Source organism: Clostridium bornimense, assembly GCF_018917145.1.
Lineage (GTDB): Bacteria > Bacillota > Clostridia > Clostridiales > Clostridiaceae > Clostridium_AN > Clostridium_AN bornimense_A.
In genome coordinates, this window is sequence record NZ_JAHLOD010000006.1 from 56,401 (window position 1) to 70,827 (window position 14,427).

The 14,427-nt window shown below is 28.3% G+C and carries 12 protein-coding genes; 3 read left to right on the forward strand and 9 right to left on the reverse strand.

The genetic code is table 11. From position 1 onward, the window contains the following. Positions 1-11: 11 nt before the first annotated feature. Both KQI30_RS03485 and KQI30_RS03490 read right to left on the reverse strand, forming a co-directional pair. A complete protein-coding gene (locus KQI30_RS03485; RefSeq protein ID WP_216461809.1) occupies positions 12-1,370 on the reverse strand; it encodes an ATP-binding protein in 1,359 nt (452 codons plus the stop codon). Between the two features lie 24 nt (positions 1,371-1,394). Continuing rightward, entirely contained in the window at positions 1,395-2,504 is a 1,110-nt protein-coding gene (locus KQI30_RS03490) for an AI-2E family transporter (RefSeq protein ID WP_216461810.1), read from the reverse strand. Positions 2,505-2,693: 189 nt separating this feature from the next. On the opposite strand from KQI30_RS03490, the gene trkA reads away from it, so the two are divergent. Together trkA and KQI30_RS03500 are read left to right on the forward strand one after the other, a co-directional pair. Beyond that, complete coding sequence (trkA, locus tag KQI30_RS03495; protein WP_216461811.1) at positions 2,694-4,100, forward strand: Trk system potassium transporter TrkA; 1,407 nt, start codon at positions 2,694-2,696, stop codon at positions 4,098-4,100. Further along, the gene (locus tag KQI30_RS03500; protein ID WP_216461812.1) at positions 4,051-5,499 is read left to right on the forward strand and encodes a TrkH family potassium uptake protein; all 1,449 of its coding nucleotides are present in this window, start codon (positions 4,051-4,053) and stop codon (positions 5,497-5,499) included. The genes trkA and KQI30_RS03500 overlap by 50 nt, the downstream gene beginning before the upstream one ends. Before the next feature lie 234 nt (positions 5,500-5,733). On the opposite strand, the gene KQI30_RS03505 is transcribed toward KQI30_RS03500, so the two are convergent. Further along, a complete protein-coding gene (locus tag KQI30_RS03505; protein ID WP_216461813.1) occupies positions 5,734-5,889 on the reverse strand; it encodes a zinc-ribbon domain-containing protein in 156 nt (51 codons plus the stop codon). A gap of 181 nt (positions 5,890-6,070) precedes the next feature. Here KQI30_RS03505 and KQI30_RS03510 point away from each other — a divergent pair, with 181 nt between their 5' ends. Beyond that, on the forward strand, positions 6,071-7,360 hold the full coding sequence (locus tag KQI30_RS03510; RefSeq protein ID WP_216461814.1) for a glutamate-5-semialdehyde dehydrogenase: 1,290 nt from the start codon (positions 6,071-6,073) through the stop codon (positions 7,358-7,360). A 311-nt stretch (positions 7,361-7,671) separates the two neighbouring features. On the opposite strand, the gene KQI30_RS03515 is transcribed toward KQI30_RS03510, so the two are convergent. From KQI30_RS03515 to KQI30_RS03540, 6 genes are all read right to left on the reverse strand, one after another. Continuing rightward, positions 7,672-8,697: a glycoside hydrolase family 18 protein gene (locus KQI30_RS03515; RefSeq protein WP_216461815.1), complete on the reverse strand. Its 1,026-nt coding sequence runs from the start codon at positions 8,695-8,697 to the stop codon at positions 7,672-7,674. Positions 8,698-8,745: 48 nt separating this feature from the next. Next, positions 8,746-10,974, reverse strand: coding sequence for an ATP-dependent Clp protease ATP-binding subunit ClpA (gene clpA, locus KQI30_RS03520; protein WP_216461816.1), 2,229 nt, complete (start codon positions 10,972-10,974; stop codon positions 8,746-8,748). Between the two features lie 3 nt (positions 10,975-10,977). After that, the gene (locus KQI30_RS03525) at positions 10,978-11,277 is read right to left on the reverse strand and encodes an ATP-dependent Clp protease adaptor ClpS (RefSeq protein ID WP_216461818.1); all 300 of its coding nucleotides are present in this window, start codon (positions 11,275-11,277) and stop codon (positions 10,978-10,980) included. Between the two features lie 115 nt (positions 11,278-11,392). After that, positions 11,393-12,313: a permease-like cell division protein FtsX gene (gene ftsX / locus KQI30_RS03530; protein ID WP_216461819.1), complete on the reverse strand. Its 921-nt coding sequence runs from the start codon at positions 12,311-12,313 to the stop codon at positions 11,393-11,395. Then, positions 12,310-12,990 (reverse strand): cell division ATP-binding protein FtsE, encoded by a 681-nt coding sequence (ftsE, locus tag KQI30_RS03535; protein ID WP_216461820.1) that lies wholly within the window; start codon positions 12,988-12,990, stop codon positions 12,310-12,312. Before ftsE ends, ftsX begins: the two co-directional genes overlap by 4 nt. A gap of 28 nt (positions 12,991-13,018) precedes the next feature. Beyond that, on the reverse strand, positions 13,019-14,305 hold the full coding sequence (locus KQI30_RS03540; RefSeq protein ID WP_216461821.1) for a murein hydrolase activator EnvC family protein: 1,287 nt from the start codon (positions 14,303-14,305) through the stop codon (positions 13,019-13,021). Between the last annotated feature and the right edge of the window lie 122 nt (positions 14,306-14,427).

Below are 14,427 nucleotides of genomic sequence, written 5' to 3' on the forward strand. Positions count from 1 at the left end.
AGCAAAAAATTCTATCCTTCTTCTCCAGCTCCAATTTCTCCTTCTAACCAATCTACAAATTGTCTTGCTGTTCTTGCTGATCTTCCATTATACCAAAGCTCCCACTTTTTAGCTTCCTTGAATAAATATTCTCTATCTACTTCAATACCTCTAGCTTTAACTAACCCTTCAACTATTTCAAAGAACTTATTTTGATCTGGTGACATAAAAGATATTGTAATTCCAAATCTATCTGAAAGAGAAAGTTTTTCTTGAATAGTATCATTTGCATATATCTCTTCATTACTGTTACTTGATCCAAGTCCTGCTCTATCTGCAAAAGTTTCCTTTACTAAATGTCGTCTATTAGTAGTGGCATATATTATCATATTATCTGGTCTATTTTCTACACCACCATCTAATATTGTTTTCATTGCAGAATAACTATCCTCATTTTCTTCAAATACTAAATCATCAATAAATATTATAAATTTTTGAGGTTTATTTTTTAATAATCTAATTATCTTCGTAAAATCTCTTAAATTTTCTTTTTTAAGTTCCACAAGCCTTAATCCCATAGAATAATATTCATTTATTATTGCTTTAACTGTAGAAGATTTACCAGTACCCCTATCTCCATAAAGTAATATGTTGTTTGCTGAATATCCCTTTAAGAAATTTAAAGTATTCTTAATAATTTCTTCTTGTTGACTTTTATATCCTATTAACTCTGAAAGCCTAACTGGATCTGGTTTATCTATTCCTTTAAGGTTACCTACGTTATTAGAATTCTCCCATACAAATGCCCTATATGTTGCAAATTCACCACAACCATATTTTTTATAAAAGTCAATAAGATTATCTAAAGTATTGTTCCAATCTCTACTATCAAATATACTTTTCTTAAATTTATCAATATATGAAGGTGAATTTTTATATCCATCCTCCATATTATTATTCCAATCCATTAAACTCTCTATAATTATTGATTCAGTTTCATCTAAATTATAACTACTTATTATAATTTCTTTAATTTCTCTAGAATTAACTTCAGATATCTCTTTGATATAACTTAATTCTTTATTAGCTACATCCTTTATATAAGAGATCTTATCTGTATCTCTTTCTTCCACTGTTTTACTTAATAAGTTTTCCTTTGAAATTAACTTATCTATAAAATACCTTTTAAGAGACCCCCCATTATTGTTAATAAGTTCATAAGTAAAGTCATTATAACTATCCAATATTATATCTATGTCTTCTTTATTATCTAAAAGATCCATTATTCTATATAGCTTATTTACTACTACATCTTCTTTTATAGAATTAAAAACACATAATGATTTTATTTTCATTCTCAAATTTTTTAATATGTTTTCTTTTGCCCCCATGTAAACATCCCCTTAAAATTTAAATTACATATCTCCTAATGACTTAAACTTATACTTATTTACAGCCTTACCAGCATAAATCTTTATTACAGACATTACCGGTGATGCTAAAATCATACCAATTATACCATAAAATCCTCCACCAAGCGTTACTGCTAATATCACTAATAACGGTGATAATCCAACTTTATTTCCAATAAGCTTTGGATCTAAAAACCATGCGTCAAATTGTTGTAGTAATAATAGAAATATAGCAATTATTACGGCACTTATTGGACTTGAAAATACATTTATAACAAAACCGGTTAATATTCCAATAAACGGACCAAAATACGGAATCATATTTGTAACGCCTACTATAACAGATAGCAATAATACATACTGTGATCCTAATATATTAAGACCAACAAGTGCAATAAACGCAATAATTAGCGAATCTATAGCTTTTATTCCTAAATAAGTTCCTATCATCTTATGCAAGTTTCTAGCAACATTACAAATAGCAATTCCTCTTTTCTCTTTTACAACAATAAATAAAACCTTTTTAAACAAATATACTATTTTTTCTTTATCATATAATATATATATTGCTACTAAAAACCCAAATAAGAATTTTACAAAAGAATTTGTAAAAGCTACTATTGATGTTAATAACATATTTAATGTTGCTGCACTAATTTCACTTATTTTAGGTATTAATATTTGTGGATTAAATTCTAATATTCCCGATTCTAAAATATTTCCTACTGCATCATTTTTAATAAATTCATTAATCCATTTTTGAAGCTCTATTGACATGTATGGTATTCTACCAATAAAATCCTCTATACTATAATACAACTTTGGAAAAAGGTAAACGGAGGTAATAGCTATTACTCCTATTACAATTAAATATGTAAATAATATACTTATCACTCTAGTAAACTTCAACTTTTTCTCAAATAATTTCATAATTGGATTTAATATATATGCTATGATTAATCCAAAAATAAAAGGTTGAATCACTCCGTAAAACTTTCCAAATATACCAGTGAAATAACCTATGTTATCTATTAGATTCATAAGAATATATGCTACTATAACTGTGCAAACTATCTTAATATAAATAATATGATTATTTATTAATTTTTTCATGTATTTTTTACTCCCTATATTAATGTTACTTAATAATATAAAACATTTATCTATATTATTCTACTATATTAAATATTAGAAGTATATGCTCAGAATTTATTTTTCTTGATTTATTGTCGTTATATTATTATTATTATTGTGTAATATGACTTTTCTTTTTATTTATTAACGTATTTTGGAGGCTGCAAAATGAAAATAATTATTGTTGGCGCGGGTAAAGTTGGTTATACTTTAGCTTCAAATTTATCTTTAGAATATAATGATATTATTTTAATTGATATAAATAGTGAAAACTTATCCAAAGCTGAAAATTCACTCGATGTAATGACAATCAAAGGTAATGGTGTTAGCGCACATACCTTGATAGATGCAGGAATAAAAAATGTTGACCTACTTATTGCTGTCACTGGAAGCGATGAAATAAATATGCTATGTTGTCTAACTGGTAAAAAGTTAGGTGTAAAATCTACTATAGCACGTATTAGAGATCCTAAATATGCAAAAGAATTATCTCTTTTTAAAGAAGATTTAGGATTAGATATGGTGATAAATCCGGAAGAAGCTGCTGCTGATGAAATAGCTCGTATCCTTACATTTCCTGGAGCTGTAAAATTTGAAAGTTTTGCCAACGGAAGAGTTAGACTTTCTAAAATTGTTGTAAAAGACAATATGTCTATCTGTAATGTTAAAATAAAAAATATTCACAAAATTACTAATACATCAGTATTAATAGCTGTAGTAATTAGAGATAGTGAACTTATAATTCCTTATGGGGATTTTGAATTACTTCAAAATGACCATATCTATGTTATTGGAAAATCATCACAAGTATACAACTTTTGTAAGTTTGTAAAAAATACTTCACTGAAAACTAAAAATGTTATGATTGTTGGCGGTGGAAAAATAACATATTATCTTTCAAAATTACTAAACGAGATGTATATAAACGTAAAAATAATTGAAATTAATAAAAATGTATGTGAAGAACTTTCCGAATCTCTTCCACACACATTAATATTAAATGGCGATGGAACAGATCCTGATTTATTACATTCAGAACATATATCAAATATTGATACATTTATAGCTATGACAGGTCATGATGAAGAAAATATAATTGCATCATTAATTGCTAAAAAGAATAATGTAGAACAAGTTATAACAAAAGTAAGTCGCAGTAACTATTCATCTATAATAAACAAGCTAGATATAGATAATGTTATAACTCCTAAAGAAATTGTAACAGATGAAATTATTAAATATATCCGCGGTAATTCTGTAGAAACATTACATCGTATAGTAGATGGTCAAGGTCAAATATTAGAGATTATCGCTAAAGATACTGATCGTATAATAAACAAACCATTGTCTAAGATTAGTTTAATAGATGGCGTCTTAATTGGTACTATCGTAAGAAAAAATGAAGTGGTTATTCCAACTGGTAAAGATATGATTTTCCCTGAGGATAGGGTTATATTAATTACAAGTAAAAATAATGTATCTTCATTAAATGATATTGTTAATATTAATTCGGGAGGACTTCATAGTGAACTTAAAACTAGTATTAAGAAGCTTGGGAATATTATTAGTATGTGAAGCTATATCTATTATTCCCTCACTAATAATATCTACTATATATAGAGATGGCGATTTTGGTTCATTTCTTGTTACAATAATAATAATATCTATAATAGCACTTATATTACTATCTATTAAACCAGATTCAAAAAAAATATATCCACGTGATGGATTTGCTATTGTTGCTTTTGGATGGATTTTAATATCTCTTTTAGGTGCTCTTCCATTTTACCTAAGTAGAGCAATCCCATCTTTTATAGATGCATTCTTTGAATCTAGCTCTGGTTTTACAACTACCGGAGCTTCAATCCTTTTGCAAATTGAAGGATTGCCTCATGGTATATTATTTTGGAGAAGCTTTACCCATTGGGTTGGAGGTATGGGAATATTAGTGTTAACCATAGCTTTACTTCCTTCTATGGGAATTGGATCTATGCAAATAATGAAAGCTGAAAGCCCTGGGCCTGTAGTAGACAAATTAGTTCCTAGGTTAGGTAAAACAGCTAAAATATTATATTCCATATATTTTTGCATGACATTATTAGAGATATTACTTTTATGTATAGCAAAAATGCCACTTTATGATTCTATTGTACATTCATTAGGTACTGTCGGTACTGGAGGATTCTCTATAATGAATTCTAGTATAGCTCATTATAATAGTGTTCCTATTGATATAATAATTACAATATTTATGGTTTTAAGTGGTGTTAACTTTTCCTTATATTATTTAATTATAAAGGGAAACTTTAAAGGTTTTTGGAAAAATGAAGAATTTAAGTTGTATATAAGTATTCTTTCTATAGCAACGTTACTTATAACTTTTGATTTATTAATGAAAAATACATATAAGTCATTTGGAACTGCTCTTAGATATTCTTCTTTTCAAGTTGCATCAGTTATGAGTAGTACTGGTTATGCAACAGCAGACTACAATACATGGTCCATTTTTAGTAAGGTTATACTTTTACTTCTTATGTTCATTGGTGGTTGTGCTGGTTCCACCGGTGGTGGTATAAAAAATATAAGATTTCTCATATTTTTTAAGAGCATGAAAAATTCACTTTTACGTATTATTCACCCTCGTGGTGTATATTCAGTAAGAGTTAATGATAAAGCTATGGACGGAAAAACTGTATCTGATGTTTTAGTTTACTTTTACATTTATATGACTGTTTTCACTATTGGTGTTATCATAATTTCTTTTAATGGCATGGACATAGGTACTACCGTTAGTTCTGTTCTTGCCACTCTTAGTAATATTGGTCCAGGTATTGAATTAGTTGGTCCTACTGGTAATTATGCAGCCTTTTCTGCACTAAGTAAAATAACCTTTTCTATAATAATGATAATTGGAAGAATTGAAATATACCCAATCATAATTCTTCTATTACCTCAATTTTGGAAAAGAAATTAATTATATAGCTGTTACATTTAAAATGTAGCAGCTTTTTTAAATAAATTGTACAAATCAATTTACAATTATCAATTCCAGTGAAATTCTTTTATAATTTCTTAAATCTTTACTATTGTATGATTCATGAATCAAGGAAAGTTACTCCTTCAGTTTCTTTGATTTGTACCATAATTAAAGGAGGCATCGCTAGCAACTTATTTCATTAATGCGATACCCCATTATTAAAAATAATAGTTATCTTCTATTATTTTGTTGTTTTCTTGCTTTTCTACATTCTGGACATCTTACAGGATCATTTTCAAATCCTTTTTCCTTATAGAATTCTTGTTCGCCTTCTGTGAAAACAAATTCTTTTCCACAATCTTTACAAACTATAGTTTTATCTGGCATTATTATTCCTCCTTAAATATATCCTAGTATTTTTATTATGTATCTAAATAGCAATATTTATTCATATAACTATGATATGTACAACTAAAATATTAATTATTTAGTAGTACTAAATACTATAATGTGATATTATATATTAACAAGTTAAAGTAATAAAATATATAAAGTAGGTGTATTATAAATGAATATAGTAGAACTAGCTAAAATAGCTAAAAAAACTTCTATTAATCTAGCTGCTTGTGATACTGAGACAAAAAATAATGCTTTGAAATCAATTGCTGAAGCTTTAGAAAAAAGAAAATCAGAAATCTTTGATGCAAATAATAAGGATATTGAAGCTGGAGAAAAAAGTAACTTGGCACTCCCTTTACTAAAAAGATTAAAATTTGATGATAATAAATTAAATGAAGTTATTGCTGGTATCAATAGCTTAATTTCTTTACCAGATCCTGTAGGTGAAACATTATGGTGTAAGGAATTAGATGAGGATTTAGAATTATATAAGGTAAGCTGTCCAATCGGTGTTATAGGTGTAATTTTTGAATCTCGTCCAGATGCTCTAGTACAAATTTCTTCTCTTTGCTTAAAAAGTGGTAATGCTGCTTTATTAAAGGGTGGTAGTGAAGCTCTTAATACAAATAAAATACTTACAGAAATTATTGTTGAAGCGTCTACTAATGCTGGAATTCCTTCTGGCTGGGTTCATCTTCTTGAAAGCAGAGATGATGTTACTGGAATGCTTAGATTAGATAAATACATAGACCTATTAATTCCAAGAGGTTCTAATGAATTTGTACAATACATAATGAATAATTCAACAATCCCAGTAATGGGCCATGCTGATGGAATTTGCCATTGCTATGTAGATAGTGATGCTGATATACAAATGGCTGTTAACATAGTTACTGATTCTAAAACACAATATGTATCTGTTTGCAATGCAACAGAAACATTATTAGTACATAAAGATATAGCAAAAACATATCTTCCTCTATTAAAGAATGAGTTAGATAAAAAGAATGTAACTATAGTAGGGTGTGAAGACACTAATAAAATAATTAATGTTGATTTAGCTACTGAAGATGATTGGAAAACAGAATATTTAGATTATAAGTTATCTATAAAAATTGTAAACTCTTTAGAAGAAGCAATAGATCATATAAATACTTATGGTTCTGGACATACTGACGCAATAATTACTAAAAATGAAGCTAATGCTAAAACTTTTATGGAACTTGTTGACTCTGGTAATGTATTTTGGAATTGTTCTACTAGATTCAGTGACGGATTCCGTTATGGATTTGGAGCAGAAGTTGGTATAAGTACTAATAAAGTTCATGCAAGAGGTCCTGTTGGTCTTGATGGTCTTTTAATATATAAATATAAGCTTATAGGTCACGGAAATATTGTTGCTGATTATTCAAACAATGTAAGAACTTTTAAACATAAAATGATTGATAAGAAATTCTAATCATCACAAATATCATAAGGAGGTATCGCATTAACAAATGAAATTTAGCAATACCTCCTTTTATTATGACACAAGGCACGATTCAGTACACAGTTAAGGAAACTATCTTATTCTATACATAAAATTATCACACTTAAAATCTCATAAATTCCCTAGAGGGAATTTTATCCACCACTGTGCACTGATATATACCTGTGCCTTGTTCCATGCACTTCTATTTTGATGAAAAAACTGCCGCACAACTCTTTTGTGCGACAGCCCCCTTTTCTACATTTCCCTATAGATATATGTTATATAAAACGTACTATCTACTATTTTAATTCTCTATACATAGCTTCCAATAAGGTATGTGTCTTATCTTGGCTATATTCCCAGAACATCATTCCAGCAATGTCTTTTGTCCAAACATATTTACCCTTGTACTTTATTGATTCTGGATCATCATAAGTAAAATAGGTATTTCCATTATATAGCCATGGTGCCTTTGCAATATTATCCCAGTATCGCTTGTATCCTTTTTCTACAATTATCTCATTATATATTCTTGTATAGGTATATTGTAATGATCTTGCAGTTTGTCCTAACATAACTGCCATATTATTTTCCCATATATTAACGTTAGTTAATCCATACCCATAAAATGCTGCACCTATCATTACTTTTTTCTTATTCATACCAGCATTGATATAACGCTTTACTGTATTATCTACACTTCGTTTTGCAATAACAGGCTCACTATATAAATTAGTGTGATATCTTTGGGTTAATAATTCTAATCCCATGGCAAAATCATAAGTCATCAAATTTGCATAATCTACAATATTAGATAATTTAGCAACTTCCAAATTTCTAAGCACACTATCATCTGATCCTACTGCCATAGTAAGAAGATACTTTTTATTATTTTGATTTCCAAGAACATTCAATTGTGCCCTTATCTCTTCCATCATAAGAGTAAAATTGTACTTATCTTCTGGTGAAGATGCTATACCTGAAACCGATAATCCTGGATATTCCCAATCGATATCAATACCGTCAAAATCATATTTTAACATAAGCTGTATAGCAGAATTTGCAAAAATTTCACGTCCACTTCCTGTAGCTGCTAATTGAGAAAAACCGTCAGCAGCCCATCCACCTATAGATACCAATACCTTAAGATCTGGATTATTACTTCTAAAAGCTAATAATTTATCTACATTAGTCCAATTTTCAACAGCTCTTCCATTAGATATAGTAGCAAAAGCATAATTAACTATATCCATCTTTTTAGCATCAGATGCAAGTAGAGAGTTCGCCCCCCAATCTGCCACATATCCTGAAATGACTTTACTCATTTTATTTCCTCTATAATATTTCTTTCTATATATTATAGTTACTATCACCTACATAGGGTTACACTTATTTGAAAGAATAAAGTTATTTTTATTAAAATCTACTATGCATTTTCCACCATCTTTTAAGAATCCAAATAAAATTTCTTCTACTAATAGCGTTTTAATTTCTGAATTTATTACCCTTATTATTTCTCTTGCACCAAACTCTTTAGATATACCTCTTTTAGAGATTTCTACTATACTTTCATCAGTAAACTCAATATCTATATTTTTCTTAGCAAGTATTTCTTTAAATTTTTTCAATTCTCTTTTTGTAATCATAAGTGCCATATCATTATCTACACTATTGAATACAACTATGCTATCTAATCTATTTCTAAATTCCGGTGCAAATATTTTTTTAACTTCCTCTTCAATTGCAGTATCCTGCACTTTTCTATCTCCAAATCCTAAAAGATTCTTACCTACATTTTTTGCACCTGCATTAGATGTCATGATGATTATTACATTTCTAAAATCTGCTTTTCTTCCTTGATTGTCTGTAAGTGTTGCATAATCCATCACTTGTAATAAAACATTAAAAATATCTTCATGTGCTTTTTCAATTTCATCTAACAATAAAACGCAATGTGGCTTTTTTCTAATGGCATCAGTAAGTAATCCACCTTCTTCATAGCCAACATATCCTGGAGGTGCTCCTATAAGCTTAGATGCTGCATGTTTTTCTCCATATTCACTCATATCAAATCTAACTAACTCTATTCCTAATTCTTTAGATATAGTTTTAGCTATTTCCGTCTTACCAACACCTGTAGGACCCACAAATAACATTGATGCTACTGGCTTATTATCATCACTTAATCCAGCCCTAGATAATTTTATACACTTAGATACTTCCTTTATCGCCTGATCCTGTCCATATATATTTTCACTTAATGACTTATCAAGATTCTTTAGGTTTTCTATCTCATTACTTTCAACTGTTTTCTTAGGAATCTTACATATTCTTGAGATAATTTCCTCTACAATTTTTTCATCAACAATCTTTTCTTTTTTAACATCATTATCTTTTATATCTATATAAGCTCCTGCCTCATCTATTATATCTATAGCCTTATCAGGTAAAAATCTATCATTTATATATTTATCACTTAATATTACTGCAGCCTTAATTGCTTCATCTAAATATTTAACATTATGATAACTTTCATAAGATTCTTTTAAACCCATAATTATTTTTATTGTTTCTTCTACAGAAGGTTCATTAACTTCCACGACTTGGAATCGTCTACTTAATCCCTTATCTTTTTCAAAATATTTTTTATATTCATCAAAAGTAGTTGCACCAATAAACTTAATTTTCCCTTGAAGTAAATAAGGCTTTAATAGATTTGAAGCATCTAAAGAACCAGAATTTAATGATCCTGCTCCTACTATGTTATGAATTTCATCTATATATACAATAGGATTATTATGGTCACTGATTTCATCTAAAATCTTTTTCATTCTTTCTTCAAAATCACCTCTATACTTTGTACCAGCAAGTATTCCTCCAATATCTAATGAAAATATTTCAGCATCTTTAATCTTATCTGGTACCTTATCCTCTACAATAAGTCTTGCTAATCCCATCGCTATAGCTGTTTTACCTACCCCTGGTTCTCCTACATGAATAGGATTATTTTTATTCTTTCTACAAAGTATCTCTATAGTTCTTTCTAAAATATCATCTCTTCCTATTAATACAGTCTCATTATCATTTTTAACTAATTCATTAAGATTAGTAGTATATTTCGCTAAAATTGATACTCTATCATTAGATTCTTCATCATCATATTCATCAATAAAGTACTCTTCCCTATCTCTATGACATAAACTATATAATATATCTCTTTTCGTTATTCCTTGTTCTTCTAAGTAATATTTTGCAAAACTCTCTTCCAAATCAAATATAGCCGCTATTATATGTTCAATATCAACTACATTTTTCCCTGAACTAACTACTTGGCTACTAGCTATAAACAATAACTCTTGAAACGCAACACTTTCTTCCGGCTCCTCATCTTCTACTTTAGTAATATAATTTTCAATATACTCTTCAAGATTATTTCTTAATACCTTTATATCTCCACCACATTCTTTAATAGAACCACAAATATCTTCATTAAATGTTGCAGCATATAATAAGTGTTCTGGTGTTATATATTCGCTATTACATTTCTTACACTTTTCATATGCATTAAGAATAATTTCATTTACACTTTCCGTTATATTCATACCCTACTCCTCTTCTATAGTCAATTTAAATGGAAAGCCTTCCTCTTTCGCAAGATTCATAGCTTTTTTTACTTTAGTAGCAGCTATATCATAAGGATATATTCCAGCTATCCCTATGCCTCTTTCATGTACATCCATCATTATCTTGTTGGCTTCTGCTACTTCCTTATTAAAAATGCTTATTAAAACCGATAAAACAAATTCCATTGTTGTATAATCATCATTATGCATCATCACTTTATATAAATTAGGCTTCTTTACTTTAACCTTCGACTTTTCTATTATATTTCCACTAGTCTCCATATATATTTTTTCCCTCCATTCACTTATAAGTAAATTACTATAGAAGCTAGGAAATACTTCCTAGCTTCTATTACAATTATATATTAAATTTATAACATCTAACAATATACTATTATTAAACATTTAGATACTTTCTTATTGATATGAAACTTCCAATTACTCCAATTGCTGATGCTATTGCTGCCTCTATAGCCATTAGTTTTACAATTAAAGTAGTAATACTTGGCATAATAACATTATAATTAATGCTACCAATATAATTAACGATATTATCTTCTAATAACATATATCCTATTAAAATAAAAATAACGCTTAGAATAGCACCAATTATTCCTATAATAACCCCTTCTATTACAAATGGTAATCTTACATAACTATTAGTTGCACCTATATATTTTATTATACTAATTTCTTGTTTTCTTACAAATACAGAAATCTTTATTGAATTTACAATAAGAAAAATTGCAGCTATTAATAGAAATATCATTATTCCTATTCCTACTACTTTAACAATATTACTAGTCTTAGTTAAAAACTTTGTTATTAAGTTTCCATTATCAACCTTATATATTTTGTCATACTTTGACACCTTATTACTTATCTTCTTAATAAACTCTGAACTCTTAACTTTTATTGAAAAGCTACCTGGAATCGGATTATCCTTATTTTCTGATACAACTTCTACTATTCTTTTCATCTCTTCATCATTATCATTGTCTAATGAAGTTTTATAATTTTCTAATCCTTTTTCTGGTGAAATATAAGTAACACTTTCTACCTCTGGCATCTTGCTAATAGATTTCTTCATACTATCAATATCTTTATCTGTAGCATCGTCATTTACAAATGCCATTATTTCAACAGAATCTTTCATATTTTCAACTAACTTATCAGTTAAATTTATAGTAATATAAAAAGCCCCAAAAATTATTAATGTAATCATTACAGTGACGATAGATGCAACTGCCATTAATCTATGGGTAATAATATTTTTTGCACCTTCTTTTATAAGTCGTTTTATTGTTTTTATTTTCAAAGCTTATATCCTCCTTCAATATTATCATGAATAATCTTACCATTCTTCATTGATATTACTCTTTTTCTCATGCTATTTACCACTTCTTTATCATGTGTAGCCATTAATATAGTCGTACCACTTTTATTTACTTCGTTTAGAATATTTAAAATTTCTATTGTCGTTTCTGGGTCTAAATTTCCTGTTGGCTCATCTGCTAAGATAAGTAATGGATCATTTACTATAGCTCTAGCTATGGCAACTCTTTGTTGCTCTCCTCCCGATAATTCTCTAGGATAGCAATTTAACTTATTCTTAAGTCCTACTTTTTCAAGAACTATTGGTACCTTTTTCTTTATATTATTTTCATCTGCTTCTACTACTTTCATAGCAGTAGCTACGTTTTCATATACTGTCTTTTCATTTAGAAGCCTAAAATCTTGAAATATTACTCCAAGTTTCCTTCTAAAATAAGGAATATCCTTATTTTTTAATTCTTTTATTGACTGACTATTTACATTTATATCACCACTAGTACAATTAATTTCTTTTAATATTGTTTTTATTAGTGATGATTTCCCTGAACCAGATGTACCTACAAGAAATACAAATTCACCTTTATTTATTCTAAAATTGATATTATTAAGTGCTTGTACATCATTATCATATATTAAATTAACATTTTTAAAACTTATCATCTTTAATATCTCCTACAATTACTGTATATTATTTTAAATAGTTCATCGGATCTACTGCAGTACCATTCACTTTCACTTCAAAATGAAGGTGATTTCCAGTAGAACTACCTGTAGTACCAACTTTAGCAATAACTTGACCCTTTTCCACTGTTTGTCCAACACTTACAACTAATTGTGAGTTATGTGCATATAAAGTAGAAAGACCATCACCATGATCAATTACAACAAAATATCCATATGAGCTATCAAACCTAGATATTATAACCTTTCCAGCTCTTGCTGCAACAACAGGTGTTCCTGCTGGTGCTGGTATATCTATTCCTTTATGAAAAGCTCCTGGTTTTCCAGTTATAGGATCCACTCTATATCCATGATAAGATGAAATATATGTATATCCTGGTACTGGCCATAAAAAGCTTGTATTATCTACAACTCCACCATTGCCACTATTATTGTTGTTATTATTATTGCCACTATTAGTATTGTTACTATTTCCACTATTGTTACTGTTACTACTATTGTTATTATTGTTACTACTATTATTGTTATTACTACTGTTGTTACTTGCAACTATATTTCTAATTTCTTCTTCAATAGCATTACTTCGTAATTCCAGTTCCTTAATTTCACTTTCTGTTAACTTCACTTCATTTTCTAAGGCTTGTCTAGAAGCTATATATGCAGTAACTTCTCCTTGTTTTTTTTCTAATAAGGCAGTTAAATTTCTTTCTTCTTTTTCAACTTCTATCCTCTTATTAGCCAAGTCACCTTTTTTTTCTTCTAATACTTTTTCTTTGCTCTCCAACTCTAATTGCAATATTTTTATTTCTTCTACTGCTTTATCACCACTTTTAATAAGATTAGATACAATTTCAAATCTCATAAGAAAATTCCTAAGATTCTTCGCCCCTAATAAAAGGTTCAAATATCCTCCTATTTGTTGTTCATAATCTATTCTTATTATTTCACTCATTATTTCATAATTTTCTTCTATTCTTTCATGGTTTTCTTCCATCTCTACTTCTAGATCTATCATTTCTTTTTCTATATTCTTTATTTCTGTATTAATACTGTTAATCTTATTTTGAATTTCAGTCAAACTACTATCTAAACTTGCAAGTTCTTTTTCTGTATCTGAAAGCTCTTTTTCTGTATCCTTTATCTTATCTCTTTTTTCATTAATCTCACCTTTTTTTTCTTCCAATGTGTTCTCAATACTACTTTTCTTATTTTCTAAATCATTGACTGAAGTAGCATAAACATTATTATTTGCTATTACAATTGCTACCAATACTACTGCTATTGTTCTTTTCATATACCCTCCTCTTATGTACTACTTTTATAATATAAAAAGCTACTACACAGTAAATAAAAAATTATTGTGTAATATCCCTAAACTATTTTAACATATTAATTTAAATTTATATATACTCAAAA

Bases quoted from the DNA above. Each gene is read 5' to 3' on its own strand.
- KQI30_RS03485 (WP_216461809.1), bottom strand. From the start codon at position 1,370: ATGGGGGCAAAAGAAAACATATTAAAAAATTTGAGAATGAAAATAAAA.
- KQI30_RS03490 (WP_216461810.1), bottom strand. From the start codon at position 2,504: ATGAAAAAATTAATAAATAATCATATTATTTATATTAAGATAGTTTGC.
- trkA (WP_216461811.1), top strand. From the start codon at position 2,694: ATGAAAATAATTATTGTTGGCGCGGGTAAAGTTGGTTATACTTTAGCT.
- KQI30_RS03505 (WP_216461813.1), bottom strand. From the start codon at position 5,889: ATGCCAGATAAAACTATAGTTTGTAAAGATTGTGGAAAAGAATTTGTT.
- KQI30_RS03510 (WP_216461814.1), top strand. From the start codon at position 6,071: ATGAATATAGTAGAACTAGCTAAAATAGCTAAAAAAACTTCTATTAAT.
- KQI30_RS03515 (WP_216461815.1), bottom strand. From the start codon at position 8,697: ATGAGTAAAGTCATTTCAGGATATGTGGCAGATTGGGGGGCGAACTCT.
- clpA (WP_216461816.1), bottom strand. From the start codon at position 10,974: ATGAATATAACGGAAAGTGTAAATGAAATTATTCTTAATGCATATGAA.
- KQI30_RS03525 (WP_216461818.1), bottom strand. From the start codon at position 11,277: ATGGAGACTAGTGGAAATATAATAGAAAAGTCGAAGGTTAAAGTAAAG.
- ftsE (WP_216461820.1), bottom strand. From the start codon at position 12,990: ATGATAAGTTTTAAAAATGTTAATTTAATATATGATAATGATGTACAA.
- KQI30_RS03540 (WP_216461821.1), bottom strand. From the start codon at position 14,305: ATGAAAAGAACAATAGCAGTAGTATTGGTAGCAATTGTAATAGCAAAT.